15 protein-coding genes and 2 pseudogenes are annotated in these 24205 nt (G+C 70.6%); 11 read left to right on the top strand and 6 right to left on the bottom strand.

Annotated elements, in window-relative coordinates:
* Positions 1-3: 3 nt before the first annotated feature.
* A pseudogene (locus FRANEAN1_RS34825) lies at positions 4-393 on the bottom strand (DinB family protein); the annotation flags it as partial.
* 541 nt (positions 394-934) lie between these two features.
* Here FRANEAN1_RS34825 and FRANEAN1_RS34820 point away from each other — a divergent pair.
* Positions 935-1144 carry a hypothetical protein gene (locus tag FRANEAN1_RS34820; protein WP_347176887.1) on the top strand — a complete coding sequence of 70 codons (210 nt, stop codon included), beginning with the start codon at positions 935-937 and terminating at the stop codon, positions 1142-1144.
* A 60-nt stretch (positions 1145-1204) separates the two neighbouring features.
* Here the strand turns inward: FRANEAN1_RS34820 and FRANEAN1_RS34815 are convergent, their stop codons facing one another.
* Positions 1205-1636 (bottom strand): heme-binding protein, encoded by a 432-nt coding sequence (locus FRANEAN1_RS34815; RefSeq protein ID WP_020464370.1) that lies wholly within the window; start codon positions 1634-1636, stop codon positions 1205-1207.
* Positions 1633-3810, bottom strand: a complete 2178-nt coding sequence (locus FRANEAN1_RS34810; protein WP_020464369.1) for a malate synthase G — start codon at positions 3808-3810, stop codon at positions 1633-1635. Before FRANEAN1_RS34810 ends, FRANEAN1_RS34815 begins: the two co-directional genes overlap by 4 nt.
* 71 nt (positions 3811-3881) lie before the next feature.
* Between FRANEAN1_RS34810 and FRANEAN1_RS34805 the strand changes: the two genes are divergently transcribed.
* Both FRANEAN1_RS34805 and FRANEAN1_RS37890 read left to right on the top strand, forming a co-directional pair.
* A complete protein-coding gene (locus tag FRANEAN1_RS34805; protein WP_020464368.1) occupies positions 3882-4733 on the top strand; it encodes an IclR family transcriptional regulator in 852 nt (283 codons plus the stop codon).
* 75 nt (positions 4734-4808) lie between these two features.
* Positions 4809-5658: pseudogene (locus tag FRANEAN1_RS37890) on the top strand (FAD-binding protein).
* Between the two features lie 22 nt (positions 5659-5680).
* Here FRANEAN1_RS37890 and FRANEAN1_RS34795 read toward each other — a convergent pair.
* Positions 5681-6370, bottom strand: a complete 690-nt coding sequence (locus tag FRANEAN1_RS34795; protein ID WP_020464366.1) for a TetR/AcrR family transcriptional regulator — start codon at positions 6368-6370, stop codon at positions 5681-5683.
* Positions 6367-8013: an MFS transporter gene (locus tag FRANEAN1_RS34790; protein WP_020464365.1), complete on the bottom strand. Its 1647-nt coding sequence runs from the start codon at positions 8011-8013 to the stop codon at positions 6367-6369. The genes FRANEAN1_RS34795 and FRANEAN1_RS34790 overlap by 4 nt, the downstream gene beginning before the upstream one ends.
* Positions 8014-8768: 755 nt before the next feature.
* On the opposite strand from FRANEAN1_RS34790, the gene FRANEAN1_RS34785 reads away from it, so the two are divergent.
* The 8 genes from FRANEAN1_RS34785 to FRANEAN1_RS34750 all read left to right on the top strand — a co-directional run bounded on the left by FRANEAN1_RS34785 (position 8769) and on the right by FRANEAN1_RS34750 (position 19641).
* Positions 8769-10160, top strand: a complete 1392-nt coding sequence (locus FRANEAN1_RS34785; RefSeq protein ID WP_041255127.1) for a biotin/lipoyl-binding protein — start codon at positions 8769-8771, stop codon at positions 10158-10160.
* A 1-nt stretch (position 10161) separates the two neighbouring features.
* Complete coding sequence (locus tag FRANEAN1_RS34780; protein ID WP_020464363.1) at positions 10162-11037, top strand: ABC transporter ATP-binding protein; 876 nt, start codon at positions 10162-10164, stop codon at positions 11035-11037.
* Entirely contained in the window at positions 11037-12269 is a 1233-nt protein-coding gene (locus FRANEAN1_RS34775) for an ABC transporter permease (RefSeq protein ID WP_020464362.1), read from the top strand. The genes FRANEAN1_RS34780 and FRANEAN1_RS34775 overlap by 1 nt, the downstream gene beginning before the upstream one ends.
* A gap of 23 nt (positions 12270-12292) precedes the next feature.
* Complete coding sequence (locus FRANEAN1_RS34770; protein ID WP_157472908.1) at positions 12293-13288, top strand: DUF5666 domain-containing protein; 996 nt, start codon at positions 12293-12295, stop codon at positions 13286-13288.
* Positions 13281-15749, top strand: a complete 2469-nt coding sequence (locus tag FRANEAN1_RS34765) for an HlyD family efflux transporter periplasmic adaptor subunit (RefSeq protein ID WP_020464360.1) — start codon at positions 13281-13283, stop codon at positions 15747-15749. The genes FRANEAN1_RS34770 and FRANEAN1_RS34765 overlap by 8 nt, the downstream gene beginning before the upstream one ends.
* Positions 15750-15853: 104 nt before the next feature.
* Positions 15854-16276, top strand: coding sequence for a cupin domain-containing protein (locus FRANEAN1_RS34760; RefSeq protein ID WP_020464359.1), 423 nt, complete (start codon positions 15854-15856; stop codon positions 16274-16276).
* An 88-nt stretch (positions 16277-16364) separates the two neighbouring features.
* Complete coding sequence (locus tag FRANEAN1_RS34755; protein ID WP_020464358.1) at positions 16365-17168, top strand: SDR family oxidoreductase; 804 nt, start codon at positions 16365-16367, stop codon at positions 17166-17168.
* A gap of 760 nt (positions 17169-17928) precedes the next feature.
* Positions 17929-19641, top strand: a complete 1713-nt coding sequence (locus FRANEAN1_RS34750) for an HEXXH motif domain-containing protein (protein WP_049795837.1) — start codon at positions 17929-17931, stop codon at positions 19639-19641.
* Between the two features lie 64 nt (positions 19642-19705).
* Here FRANEAN1_RS34750 and fxsT read toward each other — a convergent pair whose 3' ends face one another.
* The gene (gene fxsT, locus FRANEAN1_RS34745; RefSeq protein ID WP_198145412.1) at positions 19706-24193 is read right to left on the bottom strand and encodes an FxSxx-COOH system tetratricopeptide repeat protein; all 4488 of its coding nucleotides are present in this window, start codon (positions 24191-24193) and stop codon (positions 19706-19708) included.
* Between the last annotated feature and the right edge of the window lie 12 nt (positions 24194-24205).

The following is a 24205-nucleotide window of genomic DNA, read 5'->3' as shown; positions in this document are numbered from 1 at the left end:
CGCTCATGGGGCCGGCGAACAAGCGGGTTTCGTGCGCGGGTAGAGGTCGCGCAGCAGGCAGACCTCGGCCAGATGGTGGATCAGCTCGCGGTGGATGTGCAACACCAGATCGGCCATGGGCGCCTCGGGGAAGGGCTCCTTCGCGCCGACCGGGACCCGCAGCCCGGCCTCGCCGAGGCCGCGCACCCCGGCGAGCCAGACGTCGAGCTGGGCGTCGAGCTGGTCGAGCGCGGTGGCCGCGCTGCCCGCGTACTCCCAGGTGTCGTACGACGCGGCCGGCGCGCCGAAGTGCGCCGCGTTGCGCGCGGCGAGCACGCCGACGATGACGTGACCGAGCCGCCAGGCGATCGTGGTGAAGGCCGCGGGGACCGGGTTGGGCCAGGCGAAGTCAATCGCGCAGCGACCGGTTCCAGTCGAGTTCGTCTGCGGCCATGTCGCTCACCCTGACACGCCTTGCGGACAGGATCGGTCCGCGATCCGTGTCAGGGTGAGCGACGCGCCGACAGGGAGATCGAGGGAGCGGGCGGGCTCCGTGTCGGGGTGGTCGCTCTACGCGGTTTCGTGATCTAGCCGGGAAATTCTGAAGGTAATTAAGCTGCGAGTCGGATTGATGTTTCTTGTTTCGATGCGCTGATACGAGTTTCCAGGATCGATATCTGGTCGACGCGGGCCTTCGATCGGGTGGGCCCATGAGGTGGTACCACCGGAAGGGAACGGTGGCGGCCGACCCCGGGGGCGGGCGGATTCCTTGCTAGAGTCGGCTCATGGTGCTGGCTGAGCGCTTTCCTGAGGCCGCTGCGGGCTGTTCCGGCAGTCTTGTCGTGACCAGTTCTGGTGGGCGTCGCGGAAGGGAATTCCGGTGAGCGGAAAGGTAAACTGGCTCGTCTGTAAGGTGGGCTGCATCGAATGCGGCATGATTGAGGACCCTGTGCTGATGATTATCGGAGTTTATGCGGACGAACAGCAGGCCGTTTCCGCCGCGCGCGACGCCGCCCACACGATCGCGCAACGCTGGGGGATGACCAACCCCGAAGAGCCCTACCGGGTGAACGCGGCCCAGATGCTGGGCTCGGGGATGGGCGCCGGCTGGATGTGGACGCCCGCGGACCACGAGCAGGTCTACGCGGTGCGGGTCCCGTCCTGACAGGTCGGTCGCACTCCATCCCGGCCGGGGACCATCCGCCGAAGCGGGTCCGGACGGTCCTCAGGCGGTCTGCGGGCTGAGCCCGACCGCCTCAATGCCGGCGACGGCAGCCAGCTCGTCGTTGTCCGACGTGTCGCCGGAGACGCCGACCGCGCCCACCAGCTCGCCGTCGGCGGAACGCACGAGCACCCCGCCCGGCACCGGCACCAGGGCGCCGCCGATGGCGGACGTCGCGGCCGCGATGAAGTACGGCTGCTGTTCGGCGCGTGCCATGAGCGCCCGGCTGCCGAGGCCGAAGGCCACCGCACCGTGCGCCTTGCCGAAGGCGATCTCGAACCGCTTCGTCGACGCGCCATCCTCCCGCTCGACAGCGACCACGTGGCCGCCGGCGTCCAGCACGACCACCGTGAGCGGCTTGAGACCGTGCTCGCGCCCCGCGGCCCGGGCCGCGGCGACGATCTGCCGGGCCACATCCAGCGGAAGTGCCGTCATGAGCGGACCATCTCCTTGTTCTTCTGAGCGCGCCGGTGCTCGTGCAACAGCGGTTCGGTGTAGCCGTTCGGCTGGTCGGCGCCCTCGAGTAGCAGCGCCCGCGCGGCGGCGAAGGCCAGCTCCTCGAAGGCCGGGGCCATCGGCCGGTACCCCGGCTCGCCGGCGTTCTGCGCGTCGACGAGCGCGGCCATCCGGCGCAGCGACTCCTCGACCTGCTCGCGGGAGACGATGCCGTGCCGCAGCCAGTTGGCCACGTGCTGGGAGGAGATGCGGCAGGTGGCGCGGTCCTCCATCAGGGGTGTGCCGGTCAGGTCGGGCACCTTGGAGCAGCCGATGCCGAGCTCGACCCAGCGCACGACGTAGCCGAGCACGCCCTGGACGTTGTTGTCAACCTCGGCGGCGACCTCCTCCGGCGACCAGGCGGCCGCCGGTTCCGCGAGCGGGACGGTGAGCAGCTCCAGCCGGTCGGCCGGGCGGCGGCCGGCCAGCTCGCGCTGCCGGTCCGCCACGGAGACCTCGTGGTAGTGCAGTGCGTGCAGCGCCGCGGCGGTAGGCGAGGGCACCCAGGCGCAGGACGCGCCGGCCAGCGGGTGCCCGATCTTCTGCGTCATCATGTCGGCCAGATTGTCCGGCGCGGCCCACATGCCCTTGCCGATCTGCGCCCGCCCGGGGAAACCGAGGGCGAGGCCGGCGTCGACGTTGTTGTCCTCGTAGACGCGGATCCACGTCGCCTCGCGCATGGCGGCCTTGCGGACCATCGGCCCGGCGAGCATCGAGGTGTGGATCTCGTCGCCGGTCCGGTCCAGGAACCCGGTGTTGATGAAGACGACGCGGTCCCGGGCCTCGTACACGCAGCGCCTGAGGTTGACCGAGGTGCGGCGTTCCTCGTCCATGATGCCGAGCTTGATCGTCGCCGGCGGGAGCTGGAGGAGGCGCTCGACGCGGGACATCAGCTCGACGGTGAAGGCGACCTCGTCCGGGCCGTGCATCTTGGGCTTGACCACGTACGCCGAGCCGGTGCGGGAGTTGCCGCCGGCGGTGTCGCCGCGCAGGTCATGCACGCTGCCCAGGCCGGTGACCAGCGCGTCGAGGATGCCCTCGGGCACCGGCCGGCCGTCGCGGTCGAGGACCGCATCGGTGGTCATCAGCAGCCCGACCTGGCGGATGAGCAACATCGACCGGCCGGGCAGGGTGACTGTGCCGCCGTCGGCGGTCGTGTACTCGCGGTCGGCGGCGAGGACCCGGGTGAAGGTGCGGCCGCCCTTGTCCACCTCGGCGGTGAGCCGGCGCTGCATGAGCTGCAGCCAGTTGCGGTAGCCGAGCACCTTGTCCGCGGCGTCGACGGCCGCGACCGAGTCCTCCAGGTCCATGATCGTGGTGACGGCGGCCTCGACGACGACGTCGCTGACGCCCGCGCGGTCGCCCGCCCCGACCGGGTGGTTCCGGTCGACCTGGATCTCGACGTGCAGCCCGTGATGGGTCAGCAGGACAGCCGTCGGCTCGTCGCCCTCGCCGCGGAAGCCGACGAACAGCGCGGGGTCGGCCAGCCGGACGGCGGCCCCGTCGACGGTGACGACGAGCCCGTCGGCGTCGACCGCGTACCGGGTCGCGTCCGCGTGCGAGCCGCTGGTCAGCGGGAAGCTCCGGTCGAGGATCTCCCGGACCCGGGCGATGACCGCGGCGCCGCGGGTCGGGTTGTAGCCGCCGGCGCGCTCCCTGCCGTCTGTCTCGTCGATGACGTCGCTGCCGTACAGGGCGTCGTAGAGCGAGCCCCACCGGGCGTTGGCGGCGTTGACCGCGTACCGCGCGTTGAGCAGCGGCACCACCAGCTGCGGGCCGGCCTGGGTCGCGATCTCGTCGTCCACGCCGTCGGTGGTGATGGTGAACGGCGCGGGCTCGTCGAGCAGGTAGCCGATGGAGGTCAGGAACTCGGCGTAGTCGCTCTGCGCCGGCCGGCCCGGCGTGCGCCGGTGGTAGTCGTCCACAGCCTGCTGGAGCTCGTCGCGCCGCGCCAGTAGCTCCCGGTTGCGCGGGGTCAGATCGTTGATGATCTCCGTGGCGCCGGCCCAGAACGCGGCCTGGTCGACACCCGACCCGGGCAGCGCCTCCTCGGCGACGAACTGGTGCAGCTCGCTGGCGACGCGCAGTCCGACGACGTCGATGTAGTCAGGCACTAGCCCATCCCGAATTTCGTATGGTGGAATAGCCTTTTCGCTTATCGGACGCTACCGAGGGATGTTGGACGGTGTCAACACAGGCCGCGTCACCGCAGGGTGCGGCAACACAGGCCGCGTCGCCAGAGGTCGTCTCGCCGGAGGCCGGCCCGCCAGAGGCCGCCTCGTCACAGGGGCCGGCCGTGCCCGGGGTGCAGTCGGTGCACCGTGCGTTGGACCTGCTCGAGATCCTCGCGGCGGCCGGCGGCCGGCTTCCCATGGCCGAGGTCGCGGCGCGCGCGCAGCTGCCGACGCCGACCGTGCACCGGCTGCTGCGCACCATGGTCGAGCGCGGGTACCTGCGGCAGCTGCCCGACCGCAGCTACGCGCTCGGCTTCCGGCTCGTTCCGCTGGGCGCCCGCGCGAACGCGATGGTCGGCGCCAACGCGTCCGGTGTGCTGCACGACCTCGTCGCCGAGCTGGGCGAGACGGCCAACCTGGCCGTGCTCTCCGGCGACCAGGCCGAGTACGTCGCCCAGGCGCCGTCGCGGTATGCGATGCGCATGTTCACCGAGGTCGGGCGGCGGGTCGACCTGCACTCGACCGGCGTGGGCAAGGCACTGCTCGCACAGCTGGACGACGACGAGGCGCTCGGGATCATCCGCAGCCGCGGGCTGCCGCGGTACACGGCGCACACGGTGGGCACCGAGACGGCGCTGCGCGCGGAGCTGCGCCGCATCCGCGAGCGGGGTTTCGCGCTCGACGAGCAGGAGCAGGAGATCGGCGTGCGCTGCGTGGCCATCGCCCTCGACCCGGCGAGCGCGCCGGGGGTCGCGGTCTCGGTGTCCGGGCCGACGGCGCGGATGACCGACGAGCTGGTCGAGCGCGCGGTCGGGCTGCTGCAGGCGGCGGCGTCCCGGCTGGCCGGAGACCTGCGGGACTGACCCCCACTTCTTGACAGTGGGCCCACAGCGCTGTTCGTATCACGGAATAACTTTTCCATAACCTGGAAGATGCTGATGACCTCGCCGCTCGCCGTCAGCCCGCCCGCGTTGGCCCCGCTCATCGCCGACCTGCCGCCCGACTCGGTGATCGTCGACCCCGACCGGATGGCCGGCTACCGGTGGGACCGCGCCAACGATCCGAACGCCGGGATGCCCCTGGCCGTCGTGCGCGTGACCAGCACCTCCGACATCCGGGCGGTGCTGCGCTTCGCGAGCGAGCACCGCATCCCGGCAGTGCCGCGCGGCGCCGGAACCGGCCTGTCCGGCGGCTCGTCGGCCGTCGACGGCTGCATCGTGGTCTCCACCGAGCGGATGCGGGAGATCGACGTCGACCCGACCACCCGAACGGTGCGGGTGCAGCCGGGTGCGCTGAACGCCGAGGTGAAGGCCGCCGCCGCGGCACACGGGCTGTGGTATCCACCGGACCCGTCCTCGTTCGAGATCTGCTCGATCGGCGGCAACCTCGCCACCAACGCCGGTGGCCTGTGCTGCGTGAAGTACGGGGTCACCACGGACTACGTGCTGGCGCTGACCGTCGTGCTCGCCGACGGGACGGTCGTCCAGCGCCGACCAGCGGCAGGTCGAGATCGCGGTGATCGCGCACGCCGGCGACGGCAACACGCACCCGCTGATCATCGCCGACCGCACCGACCCCGAGCAGACGGCTCGGGCCGAGACGGCCTACGGCGAGGTCATGGACCTGGCCATCGCGCTCGGCGGCACCATCACCGGCGAGCACGGGGCGGGCCGCCTGAAGAAGCCGTGGCTGCCCGGCTACCTCGGCCCGGACGTCCTGCGGCTGAACCAGCGCATCAAGGACGCCCTCGACCCGCTCGGCATCCTCAACCCGGGCGCGGTGCTCTGAGCTCCGCACCGTCGGGTTGCCTCTACTGGCAGTCCGTGATGCCCAGCGCGGCCACGAGGGCCGCGGTCAGGGGGGCGCGCAGCTCGTCGACCGACACCGCGGACAGCCGGGTCAGCGTCCCGGCGTCCCGGGCGACGCCGACCCCGAACAGCACAGCGACAGCCAGCTCGGCGGCCAGCTGCGGGTCGGGGCTGTCGGCCGCGCCGCGCAGCGGCTCGAGCACGGTGTCGAGCCGCTCGCGGGTCGCCTGGCGCGCGGCGTCGTCGACCTCCCGGCGGAAGACGTTCTGGGCGGCGGCGCTCACGCCGGTCGACGTCCACTTGTCGAACGCCCGGTCCACCATCCCGTGCACTGTCGCCAGCGGGCTCGCCGCCGGCTCGTCCGGAGGACCGGCGACCGTCCCGGCCGCGGCCCCGTCGTCCCCGGCCCCGTCGTCCCCGGATGCGGCCGGCACGGGTGCGTGCGGGGCGGCCGGTGGGCCGTCCGCACTCGGAGCGGACTGTTCGATGAGCGGGTCGGCGGCGAGAACGGCCTGGTAGAGGCCCTCCTTGCCGCCGAAGTAGCGAGCGATGAGCGCCGGATCGACGCCGGCGCGGTCGCCGACCGACCGGATCGCGGTTCCCGCGTAGCCGCGCTCGGCGAACAGGTCGGCCGCCGCGGCCAGCAGCGCCTGGCGGCTGCGCGCAGCGTCGCGCCGCCGAGTGGTGTTCATGACCGGACATCCTCCGCCATGACGAGTCCCGCGGCGGTGGAGCCCGCCGATTCCTCCTCCAGTGTCTCCAGTTCCGTCCGGCGCGCCGCCCCCAACGGGCGGGTCGCCGCGGACGAGGTGCCGGGCAGGGCCAGCGCCGCGAGCGCGGCCAGCGCGCAGACCCCGCCGGCCACGACGAACGCCACCGTGTACCCGCTGTTGGTCGGCTCGACCGAACCGGCCGGTGTGTGGGCGGCGAGCAGCGCCGCGCCGAGCGCGCTTCCCACCGAGCCGCCAGCCGTGCGCAGCACCTGGTTGAAGCTGGTCGCGCTGCCCGTCTCGTGCGGCGGGACGGCTCCCATGATCAGGGCGGGCATCGCGGCGAAGGCCAGTCCGATGCCGACCCCGAACAGGAACGTGGCCGCGCCCAGCTCGACGAGGTGGTCGTGGCTGACGGCCAGGCCGAACAGGGCGAGGGCGACCGCCATCAGGCCGCACAACAGCAGGCCCCGCCCACCGCCGGTGCGCGGGCCCAGCCAGCGCGACCACCGGCTGGCCAGCACCGTCCCGGCCGACAGGGGCAGGATCACCAGGCCGAGCACGGCCGGTGACGCGCCGAAGCCGTAGCCGGTCGAGGTCGGGGCCTGCGCCAGCCGGTTGATCAACGTCATCGCGTTGAACATGCCGAAGCCGGCCAGCGCCGCGCACATGTCGGCGATGAGCACCGGCCGCGCCGCCAGGTACTTCAGCTCTATCAGCGGGTTGTCCGTCCGCAGCTCGACCAGGGCCCAGGCCACCCCGCAGCCGATGCCACCCACGAGCAGTGCGATGACCGCCGGTGACAGCCAGCCCCACGACTCGCCCTCGCTCAGCGCGAGCAGCACCGGGCTCAGCGCCGCGGCGAACAGCACCGCGCCCCGCAGGTCGACCCGCCCATGGGAGGTCCGCGCGCTCGCCCGGCCCGGGACGGCCACGAGCACGGCCGCCATCCCGGCAGCCGCCAGCGCGGCGGCGACCCAGAAGCCGGCGTGGTAGTCGAACGTGTCCGCGAGTAGCCCGCTGAGTGGGTAGCCCAGGCCGGCGCCGGTCGCGACCGTGATGGACAGGGCGGCGACCCCCGGAGCCATTTTGTGCGGGGGCAGCAGGTCACGGGCGAGCGCCAGCGCCAGCGGCATCAGGCCCATCCCGACGCCCATCAGGCCCCGCCCGACCAGCAGCTGCGCGAAGCCGTTGGCGGTGGCGGAGAGAACGGAGCCGACCGCGACGGCGCCCAGGCCGGCGAGCAGCACGGTCCGCCGGTGCGGCCCGTCGCCGAGACGCCCGATCAGCGGAGTGGACGCGGCGCCGGTCAGCAGTGTGAGGGTGAGCAGCCACTGGGCGCTGTCCAGCGAGACGTGCTGGGTGGCCGCGATCGTCGGGATCAGTGGTGTGCCCAGCGTCCCGATGACGGCGATCACGAGCCCGCAGTAGACGAGCACGCCCAGCAACAGGCCCGGGCGGGGGTGCGGCCCCCCTCCGCCGGACGGCCGAGCCACCGCGGTGGGGCCCGGCGGCTTCGGCTCCGCGACTTCGTCCGCCGCCTCGCCCGCCGCCTCGTCAGCGGCCTCGTCAGCGGCCTCGTCAGCGGACGTCCTCGGCTGGATGATGTCTCGCTCCGCGCGCACGTTATGCCCCCAGTCTGGTCATCGCTTGATGTCATCATAAGAAGACATCGAACGAAGACAAGAGCTGGCGCAACCTGTACCCGCAGGTCACGCTCGGTGTGAACATCGTTGGGGACGTGGGTGGCACTGGGCGCGATATTGTGGATCCCGCTCAACGGCGGAAGCGGACGAGATCGCTGCCTGCTGCCTGCCGCCTGCCGCAGGCGTGGCCGGCAGGCGGCGTCCTGTGCGTGGGTGTGGGTGTGGCGATCTTTTTCGCTTACCCGCAGACCCTGACGGACCGCGGGGGAACCCAATGCCGCTGTCCGTTCTCCCAGACCCAGTGACCATCCACATGACGCCAGTAACACCCGTACGCGGCGCCGGTGACATGTTCAGGCGGAGCGGCCTGTGCGGGAACCGCGAACAGAATCGAGCCCACCGCGGCGGCGGCGATCAGCAGCGGGCATTTCGAAATCTTCCGGTGCGCCATGTCTGCCCCCCCGGTGCATTGCATACGAGCCGTCGAGGAAGTTCCGGCCTGACTGCACGCGAGGCATACCCGTCGCCTTCGCGAGACAACCGTGTTTCGCGCGGACCCACCAGATGATCGAGAATTATTCGTGTACGCATGGATCGATCAATGGAAATCCATGCAGTAGACAATGGGCCTGGTTATTCATAGCCTACGCATAGATTCCGCACGGGTTGCGCACAGGTACCCCCGAAATGCTCGCGGGCGTGCAGAATCAGACACCGGCCGAAGGCGCCCGGCGATGACATCCGTGGGCCGGCTGGCTGTGCGTCGTCGGCCACTGGTCGCGCTGGCCGTCGTGATCGTGGTGGTGGCCGTCGCCGCGGGGATCACCATCCATGTGGTCGGCCGCGGTGGATCCTCGGCCGCGGCGGCGACTGTCATCTCCCGGACCGTGACCGCGGAGATCGGGACGATCAGGCAGTCCATCTCCACCACCGGCACGATCGCACCGGCCACTCAGGCTGACCTGACCTTCCCGGCTTCGGGCAAGGTCACCGGCGTCCTGGTGAGCGAGGGCGACACGGTGACCACCGGGCAGCAACTCGCGACCATCGACTCGGCGTCGCTGGCGGCGAGTCTCGCCCAGGCCAAGCTGACGTTGGCCAACGGTCAGGAGAAGCTGGCCTCCGACCAGACAGCGGGGGCGTCCAGCGAGCAGCTCGCCGCCGATCAGGCGTCAGTCACGACCGCCACCGACGGGGTCACCGCGGCGCAGACGGCGCTGGCCGGGGCGACCATGACGTCACCGGTCAACGGAGTTGTGGTGAGCGTCTCGCTCGTGGTGGGTCAGCAGGTGTCGGGATCGTCCAACGGGAGCGGCTCCGGATCCTCCGGCGGCGGGTCCGGCACCTCGACCGGTGGAATGGGTTCCTCCGGCGGGACGTCCGCCGGCTCGGGAGCGACGTCCACCTCGTCGACCTCATCGTCGAGTGGGCAGATCACAGTGATCAGCACCGATTCGTGGATCGTCAACGCCAGCGTCGACTCCAACAGTGTCGGCCTGGTAGCGAAGGGCAACCAGGCGACGATCGTGCCGGGCTCGGGCACCTCGACCGGCGCCGGGGGCGGGGCTGCTCCCCGCGCCGGCGCGGGAACCGGCGGCGGCGTGGCCGCGGGCGGCGGCGGCAGCGGCAGCGGCTCTGGTGGCACCAGTGGTACAGGCGGCACGGTCTACGGGACGGTGTCCTCGGTCGGGCTGATCGCATCCAGTTCCGGGCAGACGGCGAGTTTTCCGGTAGTGATCAAGGTGACCGGCAGTCCCAGCGGGCTGCACGCCGGTGACACCGCGACCGTCGCGCTGATCTACAAGCAGCTGAGCAACGTCCTGGTGCTCCCGACGGGGGCCATCAGCCAGGAGAACGGGAAGTCCGTCGTCCGTGTCGTGTCGGGCACGACGACGACAACCCGGGCGGTGACGACCGGGGTCTCCGGCGGCGGCTCCACCGAGATCGTCTCCGGTCTGTCGGAAGGCGACCAGGTGCTCGTCGAGATGGCGGGCGGCGCGGCCGGTCCCGGTGGATCCGGCGGGGGCACGGGAAGCAGAACCGGCGGCCAGGGCTACGGCGGTGGCGGGTTCCCGGCCGGCGGGTTCCCGAGTGGTGGCGGGTTCCCGGGCAGCGGTGGTAACTGACATGGCCAGGAGACCGCCCGAACGGGAACCCGCCACCACGTCATCCCGGTCGCCCGCGACAGTGCCGCCACCGGAACCCCCGACCACGCCGGTCACGCGGCCGCGCGACGGTGCCGGCGCCGGTGTCGGTGCCGGTGCCGGTGCCGGTGCCCCGGTCATCGAGCTGGACCAGGTGGCCAAGTCCTACCGCGCCGGAACGCTGGACGTCGCCGCGCTGCGCGGCGTCTCGGCCCGCATCGCCGAGGGCGAGTACGTCGCCATCGTCGGGCCGTCCGGCTCGGGGAAGTCGACGTTGATGCACATCATCGGCTGCCTCGACGTGCTCACCGCGGGGACCTACCGGCTCTCCGGCGAGGACGTGGGCGCGATGACCGAGGTCGAGCTGGCCGAGATCCGCAACCGTCGGATCGGGTTCGTGTTCCAGCAGTTCAACCTGCTGCCGTCGCTGTCCGCGTGGCGCAATGTCGAACTGCCGCTCGTCTACCGCGGCCAGCGGCGGGAGCTCCGCAGGCACCGGGCCGTCGCCGCGCTCGACCGGGTCGGTCTCGCGGACCGGATCGAGCACCGCCCGGGTGAGCTCTCCGGCGGCCAGCAGCAGCGGGTCGCGGTCGCCCGCGCGCTGGTCGGCGACCCGTCCCTCATTCTCGCCGACGAGCCCACCGGCAACCTGGACTCGACGGCGACCAGGGATGTGCTCAACCTCTTCGACGAGCTGCACGAGCAGGGCCGGACGATCGTCCTGATCACTCACGAGCAGGAGGTGGCCGACCGGGCCCGCCGGGTCGTGCGGATCCGGGACGGGCTGATCGAGTCCGACACCGCGGCCGGCTCACCGGCTCTCCCGGCCCCCTCGGCGGCCGAGGCGGCGACCCGCTGATGGGGTGGCTCGAGACATTCCGTACCGGAGTGGACGCGATCCGTACCCACCGGCTGCGTTCCGGCCTGACGGTGCTCGGCATCCTGATCGGGATCGCCGCCGTGGTACTCACGGTGGGCCTCGGCGTGGGCGCCCAGGACAAGGTCGGATCGCAGATCAGCTCGCTGGGAAGCAACCTGCTGATCGTCTCGCCGGGCAGTTCGACCAGCTCCACCGGTGTGCGCGGCGGGTTCGGCTCCGCGTCGACGCTCACCGTCGCCGATGCGGCCGCGTTGGCCTCGAAGACCTCCGCGCCTGACATCGAGGGGGTCGCCCCGGTCAAACAGAGCTCGATGTCGGTGCTGAACGGTTCGGTGAACTGGACGACGACCGTGGTCGGCACGACCCCGTCCTGGCTGTCCGTCCGTAACCGTTCCATCAGCGCGGGCCGCTTCATCACCACGACGGACGACGCGCAGTCCGCGGCGGTCACCGTCCTCGCCGCGGACACGGCCACCGAGCTGTTCGGCCGGCGCAGCCCGGTCGGTCAGAGCGTGACGATCAACAACATCCCGTTCACGGTTGTCGGAGTGCTCGTCTCGGCCGGCTCGGACAGTTCGAACAACCTCGACGACCAGGCGATCGTGCCGATGTCCACCGGGGCGAGCCGCCTGTTCGGCGGGACGACGCGCACCTCGGTCTCCTCGATCTACATCAGGGGGCATTCGGCGTCCACCCTGTCGGCGGCCTACCAGGAGGCGACGAGTCTGCTCCTGAACCAGCACGGCATCACGGACTCGTCCAGCGCGGACTTCACGATCACCACCCAGGAGTCCCTGCTGAGCACGGCGACGTCCGTGAGCCGGACGCTCACCGCCCTGCTGGCCGGGATCGCAGCGCTGTCGCTGCTGGTGGGTGGGATCGGCGTCATGAACATCATGCTTGTCTCGGTGACCGAGCGCACCCGCGAGATCGGGCTGCGCAAGGCGCTGGGCGCGCCACCCGCGGCGATCCGGCGGCAGTTCCTCATCGAGGCGTCGCTGCTCAGCCTCGCCGGAGGAGCGATCGGCGCGCTGCTGGGCATCAGCGGCGCCCTGGTGCTGCCCCAGTTCATCGACAACCCGGTGGCGATCGTCTGGTGGGCTGTGCTCGGCTCGTTGGCCGTCGCGGTCGCGATCGGCGTCGCCTTCGGCGTGTACCCCGCCAGCCGGGCCGCCCGGCTGGCTCCCATCGACGCGCTCCGCAGCGACTAGCCCCCATGACGAGGACGAACATCATGACTGGCCAGGTTCCGCTTTCCATGTCACCGATCGGCGTCCACCCGGCGCGACGCTCCGCGGCCGTGGCTGTCGCTTCCGCTGCCGTGCTGGTCACCGTGCTGGCCGGCTGCGGCGGTTCCTCCGGGACGTCCACGGCGGACACCACCCAGGCCGGCGCCACACCCGGGCAGGGCGGCGGCCAGCCAGGAACGGAGGCTCCCGCGTCCGGGCTCATCGCGGAGGTCGACTCCGGCACCATTCAGGTGCAGAGCCAGCAGTCCGGGCAGATCGCGGTGAAGTACGGCGAGAGCACCACCTTCACCGAGACAACGTCCGCGGCGCTCAGCGACGTGAAGGAGGGCGTGTGCGTCACCGCGGCGAACATGCCGGCGGGCGGCGCCCGGCCGTCGGGCGCGCCGGCGGGCGGGTCCGGCGCGCAGCCCTCGGCGCGGCCCACCGCCATGCCCACGTCCTTCACCGCGACGACGGTAATGATCAGCCAGCCGACCGACGGTTCCTGCGCCGGGCCGAACGCCACGGCGCGGCCCACCGGTCAGCCCCAGCCGAGTGGCCAGCCGCAGACCCGCCCCAGCGGCGGCCCGGACGGGCCGGGCGGTCAGAACGGGCAGGGTGCACCTGGCGGGCAGGGCGGCTTCGGCGGCGGCGGGTTCGGTGGTCGGGCAACCGGCAAGGTGACCTCGGTGTCCGGCTCCACGATCACCATCTCGGGCACCGATTTCGGCACCGACAAGGCCGTCACCTACACGGTGCTGGTCGACGGCGACACCAAGTACACGCAGTCGGTCGCGGCGACGTCGACCGAGCTGGCTGTCGGGAAGTGCGCGGTCGCGAACGGCGACACCGACGACACCGGCACCGTCACGGCCACCCGGATCGCGCTGAGCGAGGCCACGAACGGCGCCTGCGCCACCGGCTTTGGCGGGGGCTTCGGCGGCCGGGGCTCTGACGCGGGCGGCAGCGGATCCGGCGGAACGGGCACCACGAATGGCTGACGCGACACAGCGGGCGGGCGGGACCACGCCGGCGGACGGGACCTCCCGGGCTGGTGGGACCTCGGGGGCTGGCGGCGGTCCGCGGCCGGCACGGCGCCGGCCGCGCCGGCCCCGCAAGGCTGTCGTCGGCGGGGTCGCGGCGCTGGTGCTCGTCGGGGCGGGCGTCGGCACGGGTCTCGCGGTCACCGCTGACGACGGGCCGTCCTACCGGCTCGCCGCCGCGACCACCTCGGCGGTCACCCAGACGCTGACCTCGGTCGGGACGCTGAGCACGGTCAACACAGCGACGCTCTCCTTCCCGGTCGGCGGAACGGTGACCGGGGTGCCGGTGCAGATCGGCGATCAGGTCAGCGCCGGGCAGGTCCTGGCGAACCTGGACCCGACCGCGCTACAGAGCGCGCTCAACACTGCGAACCAGAACCTGGCGAACGCGCGGCTCACACTGACCGACGATGCGTCCGGCCAGACGTCCACGGGAGGCGGGCAGGGCGCCACCGCGGCTGTGACGTCCGCATCGTCGAGCGCGGCGGGGCCATCGGGCTCCACGATCAGCCTGCTCGCGAACGCCTCGTCAGGGTCCTCGGGCACCGGCGCCGGGACCTTCGGCGTCCAACTGGCCAGCGTCTCCGCCGACGGATCCACGAAGCCGAGCGCGCTCGACACCGCTGTCACCACGGCTCAGCAGGAGGTCGTCGCCGCCCAGTCGGCGCTCGACGGCGTCCTGACCGACCTCGGCGCCGATCTCGGCTCGCTAACCGCCCGGGGCGGTGGCTGCGCGGTGACCGGCGGCTCGCCGCCCGAACCGATCTCCTACACGGCCACGCCAACCCCCGCCGACTCCTCGGTCAGGGCCGGGACGATCGGCGGCACGGTCGGTGACAAGGACACGGTGACCCTGACCAGGAACGGCACGGTGATCGCGACCCGGACTGGTCCCTACACGTTCAGCGGTCTCGACACCGGCGCCGTGTACACCGTCACGATCCAGCAGGCCGGCCTGGTCGGCACCATCGACGTCACGCGGTGCCAGAGCGCGATCAGCGGTCTCATCGCCCGGTTCGGTGACGTGTCCAGCGCGTCGGGGGAGTCGAACCTGGCGACCCTGGCGTCCCGGCTGGCCTCGGCGAAGGTCAACCTCGACACGGCGGTCGCCGCCCTGCGCAATGCCGGCGACGCACCGGCCGGGCCCCCGGTCACTCCGTCGACCGGCGCGCAGCCCGGCGGGACGCCCAGCCCGGGCACCGGTGGGACGTCCGCGCCGAGCCAGGGCGGCTCAGGCGCGAGCCAGGGCGGCTCAGACAGGGGAAGCCACCCCTCGACCGCGCCGTCTCCGAAGCCGACCGTGACCAGCGCGCCCAAGCCGGGCCCCGGTCCGTCAGGTGGGCCCGGCGCTCGGCCGGATCCGGATCCGGATCCGGATCCGGCCCAGACAGGTCGTGCCGACTCGGTCGAGGCGTCGCCGAGCGCGGGCACCGGCACCGGCAGCGGCGCGGTGGCAGCGTCGGGGACGGGTGGTACGGGCGATGCCACGGGACGGCCGTCCGATCACAGTTCCGCGGGCTCGGGCGGCGCGGCCTTCAGCGGCTCGGCCGGTGGCCCGTCGGGCGGTTCGGGTGGCTCGGGTGGCTCGGCGACGGCGCGCGCGGCCCAGCCCGCCACCGCCGAACAGCTCGCCGCGGACCAGGCCGCCATCGACGCGGCCGTCGCGCAGGTCGCCGTGGCCCAGCAGAACCTGAACGGGGCCACGCTCACCAGCCCCATCAGCGGGACGGTGGCCGCCATCTCGCTCGCCCCCGGTGCCACCGTGGGCGCGTTCTCGACCAGTGGCACCATCACGGTGCTCGGGGACGGCGACAAGCAGATCACCACCACGGTCCCCCTGTCCGCCGTGGACACCGTCAAGGTGTCGAACCCCGCGACCGTCACCGTGGACGGGGTCAAGGAGCCGCTGACCGGCACCGTCTCGTCGATCGGCGCTCTGAACAGCACCACCGGCTCGACCACGACCTATCCCGTCAGGATCGTTCTGAAGCCGACGAGCACCCGGCTCTTCGACGGCACCGGCGCCACCGTGTCGATCACGGTGAAGGAGGTCAAGGACGTCCTGACCGTGCCGACGTCCGCCGTGCACCGGGTCGGACAGCTGGCCACGGTCACCGCGCTGAAGGACGGGAAGGCGACGGCGGTCCGGGTGGAGACCGGCGCGGTGGGCCCCGAGCGCACCGAGGTGATCTCGGGACTCCAGCCCGGTGACCAGGTCGTCCTCGCGGACATCAACGCCGACCTGCCCTCAGACGGCTCGGCCCGGTCCTCCACCAGCGGCGGGCTGTTCGGCAACGGCAACGGCGGCGGTGGGCTCCTCGGCGGCGGGGGCACGGGCGGTGGCCCCGGGGGCGGCTTCGTCGGCGGTTTCGGTGGTGGCGCTGGTGGCGGTGCCGGCGGGGGTGGCGGCCAGCGCTGACCGCCACCCGTAAAACCTCCGTTGACACCCTCGGTCCCGTGTCACTACGTTTCCGCTCACAACGGCCGTTCCATATACGGAACGGCACTGGAAGGAGCGGGCTGATGGCTGACGGCACCGACCGGCAGGGCAGGCAGGAGAAGCCCCGACAGTTCTTCTTCGACGTCAACGAGATGACCGGCCGCACGAACGTCGAGATCATGGGGGATTCCGAGGAGGCCGAGAAGTATTTCGACTTATTCGGGCGGGATCTCGTCACCAAGGCCATTCTCCAGTCGCCGGCACTGTCCGTCTTCCATGAGTCGGCCAAGCCGGGCGAGCGGGTCAAACCCCATCGTCACGGCACTCACCAGATGAATTACGTCCTCAGCGGGGAGCTGATTTTCGGCCGGCGGCGGGTGGGGCCCGGAATGGGATTCTTCACGCCCGACATGCTCTACTCATGGCGGGCCGGGGAGGAAGGCGCCGAATGGCTCGAGATCCACGCCGGCCAGCCCGGCATCTTCGTGGAGCAACGGGATCTCTGACGGGCCTGCCCGCCACCGCGGAGGCGTTCGCGGTCCGCTGGGCGCCCGCGCCGCTCCGGAGCCACCGACCAAGCGAAGGACGTCGATTATGACCGGGTTATTCGAAGGCAAGACCGCTCTCATCACCGGCGCCGGCTCCGGAATGGGCCGAGCCATCACCCTGCGACTCGTCGGGCAGGGCGCCTCGGTGCTCGCCCTGGACATCGACGCCGACCGGCTCGTCGAGACGAAAGCCCTCGCGGCAAAGGCCCTCGAGACGGAGGCCCTCGCGACGGAGGCCCTCGAGACGGCCCGAGTGGCGGGCACGGTGTCCGTCCGCCAGGCCGACGTCAGCGACCCCGGCGCATGCGCCGAGGCGGTGGCCGCCTGCGTGGCGGAGTTCGGGAAACTGGACGTGCTGGGCAACGTCGCCGGCATCTACCTCGCCGAGCACACCACCAAGGTCACCGTCGAGCAGTACCGCCGCGTGATGGGCGTCAACCTCGACGCCTGTTTCTTCCTGGCTCAGGCCGCCATCCCGCACCTGCTGGAGACGGGTGGCAACATTGTCAACATCGCGTCCAACGCCGGGCTCCAGGGCGTGCCTTACTCCGCGGCCTATTCCATGAGCAAGGGCGGCGTGGTCGCGCTGACCCGGTCGCTGGCCGTCGAGTTCCTGAAGACGCCGCTGCGGGTCAACGCCATCGCCCCGGCGGGCACCAACACCAACATCGCGACCTCGGGATCGTTCCCGTCCGGCATGGACCCCGACCTCGCCCGGCGGATGGCGGGCCTGCGCGGCCTGGCCGAGCCGGAGGAGATCGCCGCCCTGTTCTCGTTCCTCGCCTCCGCCGACGCCCGCTCGGTGACCGGCGCCGTCTACACCGTCGACAACGGCCTCACCATCAGCTGACCACCCAGCCGCCACCGTCACCCTTCGCCGGCGGCCGGTTCGCTGCCGGCGAAGGGGCGTCGAATCCCGGCCGGATACCGGATGGGGTCCGTCGGGCCCGTGCCCGGCGCGGGCCCGGCTCCCCAAGAAGCCTGTGCGGCCCAATCAGCCTGTTGGTCGGGGATCGTGTCCGAACCACGAGCTCGGTGAAGAGGTTGGAGCGGTAAAACCCGCACCGGGTGTTAACGTGTGTGATACTTGTGTACCGGGGACGATTCGGTCCCTCCACCGTAAACGCCTTGCCGACATGTCAGGCCTGGTTCACAGCTCTGTGATCTGCTGGTAGACAACGAAAGGGGCTCCCCTTGGCAGCGCACACGATCCAGTCCGAACTCGGTGATGTGGCATCGATGAGCCTCGCGGCCCTGCGGTCCTGCCCGGACGGCGTCGTGCGGCAAAGCCTGGACTGGCTCGTCGCCCGGATCGCTCTTCAGGACGAGCGAAGCGGAGGCGGAATGAAAAATAGAACTGACTGATGCGCCAGGAACGAGAACCGGAAAGTCCGGTGGGAGTTCATGATCTGATACGTCATCACTGGATTTCGAGTAGGGATTTCGACGCGCTCGCGTCCGGAACCGATCAACACGGGCTGATCTGCCAGCTTCGGGTTGCCGAACGTAGTTACCGATATCTCTCGCTCCGTAGTATCCTTGATTTCGCCCGCGGGCATGAGCCGACAACCGGGCTGCTGTCGTCTCCTGACACGGCATGGGACCTTCTCGTGGAGGCCGAGCGCGTCGCTCCGGCCATGGTCACAGCCATCCTGGACCTACCGAGCGTCGGGGCCTGGGTGGCCCGGGCGCTGCGGCGGACCCGTGGGCTTCTGTACGACGAGATTCCGCTGTGGGTCGACCTCGGCTATCTCCATCTGCTCTCGGCGGCCGCCGGTATCCGATGCGGCATCCCTTTTAGGCTGGATGTTCCGCTACGCCACGGTCAGCTTCACCTTCCGACGCTCGGCTCCATCGTGCTGCCGGGCAAGGAGATCTGGGGTTCGACGACCGTCATCTCCGACGGGCGATCGGCGCATGCCCTCCTGCCTGTGGGCAAGATCCGTCTCGCGGGGCGCGACCCGGTGGACGATCCACCCGGCTGGAGGAGAACGACGAGCCTGGATGCGCGGCACCGCGGGGCGGCGGCCACCGTCTACCTTGACAGCAGCGACCCCTATCGCATGGTCGAAACGCCCGCGCTGCCCGAGAACATCGGCATACCCGTCCAACGGCACTGGGAGTCCCTGTTCCAGGAAGCCTGGGCGGAACTGGTGGAACAGGACAGCGAGGTTGCCCGATGCGTGGCCGAGTGCACCCTCACGCTGGTCCCGCTGCCCCGGGCAGAGCGGTTCAGGGAAAGAAGCGCATCGTTCGGCGACTCGTTCGGCGGGGTTATTCTATCGCTGCCGGATAGCCCGGAGCGGTTCGCTGTGACCCTGGTACACGAAATGCAGCACGCAAAACTCGGCATCCTACTCCATCTATTCTCGTTCTTGCGCGGGGAAGGAAGCATGCTTGCCTATGCGCCGTGGCGTGACGATCCCCGACCCCTGCAGGGCCTGCTGCAGGGGATCTACGCCTTTTTCGGCGTCGCCGGATTCTGGCGTCGTCGCTTCGCCATGGCGAAGGGAGAGGAAGCGGCTCTCGCCGGCTTCGAGTTCGCCCTGTGGCGCGGCAAGGTGAGCGAGGCCACCGCACACGCCAGGAGTCGTCAGGAGTTCACGGCCCTCGGCCATCGCTTTCTGACCGGGATAGCCACCACAGTCACGGCGTGGTCGGCCGAACCGGTGTCGCCGTACTACGCAGGGCTGGCGAATCTCGCCGCGGCGGACCATCGTGCGGGCTGGCGCGTCCACCACCTCATCCCTCCGGCCGCCGACGTCGCGAGCCTGTCCCGGGCCTGGATCGCCGGGACGGATCCGCGTGAGCTTCGTGTCCCCGGCCCGTCCGCGCTCGTCCCGGATGGGAAGGTGCCCGACCTGGACACCCTGGTCGTCCTGGTCCGGTACTGGTTGGCCGACCGGGAGCTCTTCCGCCAGATCGAACGGAATGGCCAGGTCGGCAGCGTGGTCACCGGCGCGACGGCGGCGGATCTCCACCTGGTCGCCGGACGCCACGACGAGGCCGCCCGTGCCTATCTCGACGAACTCGGGGAGCCCTCGCCCGGACTGACTGCCTGGACGAGGCTCGGATCAGCGCTCGCCACGAGCCCCGACCACCGGATGGCGGCGGCCGGCCGTGCCCTGCTCACCCGGCCCGAGCTCGTCCGGGCGGTGGCCCGTGCCGTCGAGGCGGACACCGGCCGCAGACCAGCGCCGGTCGACCTCGCCGGATGGCTGGGTGAGCTTCCCCCGAACGAGGACCGGGTCCGCGGCACGGGGGCGGACGACGTGTCCGCCCCCGCCCCGAGGCCCGGCGACTCGCAGGAAGCAGTGCACTGATCGGCCCGCTATCGTGGGCGCAACGAGCCGCCCGCACGCGTCGGCGTCTCGGCCGACGCCCGCCTCACACGAACGGATCAATGTCGCAGTCGGCCCGGACGAAACTGGCGGCGGCGCGGGTCGCCGGATGGCCCTTGCCCAGAGCCCGGTCGAGCTGCACGACGGTGTCGGCGAGGAGGTTCTCCGCCGGGCCGTCCTCGCCAAGGGCTCGCAGGTCCAGCGCCAGGTTGCTGGCACAGGCGAGGGTGGACGGATGGTTCTCGCCGAGGACGCGGCGGCTGCGTTCCAGCGTCGCCACGTCCATGTCGTGCGCGGTCTGGAACTCGCCGAGGGCGTAGCGGTCGCTGGCGAGATTCGTCGCCGCGATCATCGTGTGTGCGTGGTCCTCGCCGAGCCTGCTGCGAAGCCCATCCAGGCCGGTTCGGCTCAGCTCGGACGCGGTCTCCAGATCGCCGGCGAGCCGTGAGATGACACCTAGGTCCACCGTCGCGGCGAGAGTGTGTGGATGGGTGGCACCGAACGCGCGGTCGAAGCGCCTTCTGGTGGCCTCACACAGCTCGCGTGCCTCGGCCAGCTCCCCGGCATGCCGGAGATCGATGGACAGGGCCAGCGCGGCACCGATCGTGCGGGGAGTGTCCTTGCCGTAGCGCCGCAGGGAGCGACGTTCCACGTCTCGGGAGAGCTCGAGGGCGCTGTCGTGGTCACCGGATTTCCTGCGCGCGATCGCGAGGAGCCCCGACACCCGGAGCAGCTCGTGATGGTCCTCGATGTTCTTCACCAGCCGGCGGACGCGTTCCACCATGTCTTCGAGCCGGATGCGTACCCCCTGGTAGTCGCCGAGTTCACGTTCGTCCACGAGAAGGTTGCTGTAGGTGCGGAGGCTTTCGATGTTGTCCTCGCCGACCAGCTGTACGCGGCGTTCCCAGGTCTCCTGGTCGAGTTCCTTGGCCTCCTGGAATCTGCCGAGGAGCCGCAGGCCAAGCCCCACGTTGTGGGCCGCGTCGAGAGTGACCGCGTCACCCGGCCCGTAGGCGCGCAGGGCGCGCCGGTGTCGCTCGCGCGCGAATCTCAGCGAGTCCTCGAAATCGCCGGCGACTATCCGGTCCGCGCCGACGTTTCCCAGCGCCTCGAGGGTCTCGGTGTGGTTGTCGCCGTGGACCTGCTCGCACAGTTCCAGCAGCCGCTTGTTGACCCGGGCGGCATCCGCGAAGCGGCCGGTTATGTAGCTCACCCAGCCGACCCAGCCGGCCATGGTGATGCTGTGCGGATCCTCCTCGCCAAGATCCGGATTGCCGGTCCAGGCGTCGTACGTCTGCTGCGCGAGCGTGAGGCTTCCCTCGTGGTCACCCCACCGGAACAGGTATTCCACCTCGTGGACGAGCAGGTCGCGGACGAAGGGGTCACGGCTGCCGATGGCCTCGGACGCGATGACGTGCGGATAGAGCTCGGAGTACTGCTCCCAGTTCTCCGGGTTGCTGGGCTCGTCCGGATCGTTGGCGGCGAGCAGCAGATGGGCGCCGTGCCGCATCGTCTCCCGCTCGTCGGGGGTCATCCGACCGCGCAGCACGGTCTGCACCAGGCGGTGCATCTGGATCGAGTTCGTCCGGTGGTCGACCCGGGCGAGCGCGTATCGGGTGATCTCCCGGATGGCCATGTTCAGCTTGAAGGGGTCGCGCAGGGCCGCGTCCAGCTCCGGCATGATCATAATGTTGCGGCCGCGCCGGAAGACCTGCCGCGGAATCGGTTCCGGCGCGAAGAAGGAACACACCTGGAGAAGCCTCAGCGCCGCCGGGTTGCGGTCTGCGAGTCGATCCAGGGACAGGTTCCACGCGGCCTGGACGGGGACCTCGTAGTCCATTGGAGGGGAGGTGCCGAGCAGCTCGTCCCTTTTCTCCTGGAAGAGGGTGAGGTACTCGTCGGCGCTCATTCCCGTCTCGGCGCGCCAGGTGGCCGCCTGCTCCACCGCGAGAGGAAGATCTCCGAGCGCCCGGGCGAGGCGGCCGGCGTCGTGGTCAGTGAGGTCCGTGTCGCGCTTCTGAAGGAGCTCCACGCTCTCCTCCCGGCTGAAGACGTCCACCTCCAGAGGGCGTGCGATACTGGACCACTGCGCATTTCGCGACGTCACCAGGATCTTTCCGTTTCCGCCCTGTGGGAAGTATTCTCGAACGACGCGGGGATCCTCCGCGTTGTCGAAAACGAGGAGCCAGTTGCCGTAGGGGACGCCGATCCGCAGGGCCTCCCGCACCGCCGGAACGGCCGTGTTCGCCTCCCCGCCGACCGACAGGCCAAGGCGTTGGGCGAGTTCCGCCAACGCCTTGCCGATCTGTGTGGAATGTTCGGCCGGTATCCACCACACGATGTCGTAGTCGGCCTGGTGCCGGTATACGTACTCCACCGCGAGCTGGGATTTACCCACCCCGCCCATTCCGTGCAGAGCTTCCGGCAGTACCGCGGTGGTGCCGTGGCCGAGCCTCGTGTGAAGCTCGCGGAGAAGTCCGTTGCGCCCGGTGAAATACGGGTTTCGCTGGGGGACGTTTCCGAACACCACCGGGTGCTGGCGCGCCTGCTGCTGCTTCGCCGTCGAGGTCTCGGTGGTCGAGGTCAAAACATCTCCTTTCAGATGTGTCCGGTTACCCCCTAGCTGGCTATCCCCTAGGCGGTCTGGGCCGTCGCCGTCCGTCGGCGCGCGGGGTGGCGGCGGAACGGAGATCTCGTCGCCGCTGTCGGTGTCTGACGCAGCGCTAATATCAACTGTCACCAAGGGCATGTTACTAACTACTGTCGGTGACTGGGTGGATGTGAGGATGTGCTGCTTGTCCGCCGCTGCCACAAAATGTTCCTGAATACGGCGTGCTCGCGCCAGGAACGGACCGGACAAGGCGGACAACGCTGTCTCCTCCACCGCGAGGAAAGGCGCACTGGCGGGCGTCACCTCAGGAATCGGCGCCGATCCGGGCGAATCTATCGCCTGCCGAAGATGTCGAACCATCGCGATATTGGGTCCCAGATGGTCACAGACAGCCTTCAGTACGCGGATGGTGTCGCGCTGACGGCCGAACGCGAGCAGGTTGGCACGAACTCCGGGGAGAAAGTCGAGGACTATCTCCGCCTCGGCTCCCGGCACGTGCCCGGTGGCCGCCGCGGCGGACGGGCCCGTCCGGGTGAGGAGCCCGTGCATGAACAGCTCGGAGAGTTCTCGCCGGTCGGCACCAGGGGTCATCGCGATCACCTGATCGATCATTGACCAGGTGAGCGGTGCGGCGGCCAGATGCGTCGCCAGGTCGAATGCTGGTGAGGTGGCGGCATTGTGGAATGCCGCCACCTGCTGCCAGCCGGCATCGTCGGTGGAGTTCCGGCGTGTCGCGTCGGTATCCGCGGTCTCCGCCGGGACAACCGTGCGGGTGACCGGTGGAACGAGCATGACCGGCAGCTCGGTTCGGCCGTCAGCCCGGCCCGCCAGCGCCCGCGCCCACTTTTCCACAGCATGGCGACTCTGTTCCAGAACAGGGATCGGACGTGCGTTTTCTATATCGACGTCCAGCGCGAACAGCCTCTTGTCCCAGGACTGGCGGAAGGACCACGACATTCCCGAGGCGGGCGCCGGGCCAAGCCTCGCCGAACCAAGCATGGGATATGAACGGATGTTCGTGTTGTGCCACATGCGCCGTTTGATCGGCGTCAGCACGGCGGTGTTCGCCTTCCCGGCCCATCGCCACAGAAGCGAGAACACGGCGTGCGAACGCCATGCCCTGCCCAGGGTGTCCGAGTAGATCCAGACAACGTGGTCGAGGCCGGGCCGTACCAGAAGGTCGGGCGACCGCGTGCCGGCGGAAGTGCGCGATCCACGCAGCCGCAGCTCAGAGGCCGTCTCGACATCCGTGTCGACATAACAATGGTTCACGTCACGAAAAACCCCGCAGCGCTCGAGCGCTGCGACCAGCCGCGCCGCCTCGTCGCGCCACGCGTGCATCGAGGTGCTCGTGTCGATGACGAGGGTCATGTCCCATCGCCGTTCGAGCCGTGCGCGGTGAACAGGCATGGCGAGCGCCTCACCTGCGAGCCGCTCAGCGGTGGCCTCCTCGTCGAGATCTACGTTGATCGCCGACGACACAGTCTGCCGGAGGCTTGCCAGGGCGCGGGCCATACCTCGAGCCGTCTCACTCAGCGTGACTGGTGTATAGGCTCCGGCCGTGGTGGTCTGGACGCCGGCGACCTCGTGCCGGGCGGGAATGGAAACTTCTGCGAACGTGGCCACCGAGGGCTGCATATTCACGTTCCGTGGTGATCTGGCTGGAACCATCCCGTCAGAGGCGCGGGGGAGGGCGCCGGTGCCCGGCGCTTCCGCCGGTCGCTCACCCGCCTCCGGATGGCTCCGGTAGTCATCGGCGATGACCTCGGTGGCGGCCGGTCCAGCCGGGCCGGGCCGCGTCGGCTGGACGTCGCCGTGTGCGTCCACGGTGCTCTCCGGGACGCTCGGCTCCGGCTCCAGGAACGCGGAAAGCCAGACCGCATCCGCGATCTCGCGAGGAGACGCGCGAACCTGCGCTGACACCGGCTCGGGGGC

The organism is Parafrankia sp. EAN1pec (assembly GCF_000018005.1).
GTDB lineage: Bacteria > Actinomycetota > Actinomycetes > Frankiales > Frankiaceae > Parafrankia > Parafrankia soli.
This window is presented reverse-complemented; position numbering and strand designations above follow the sequence as displayed.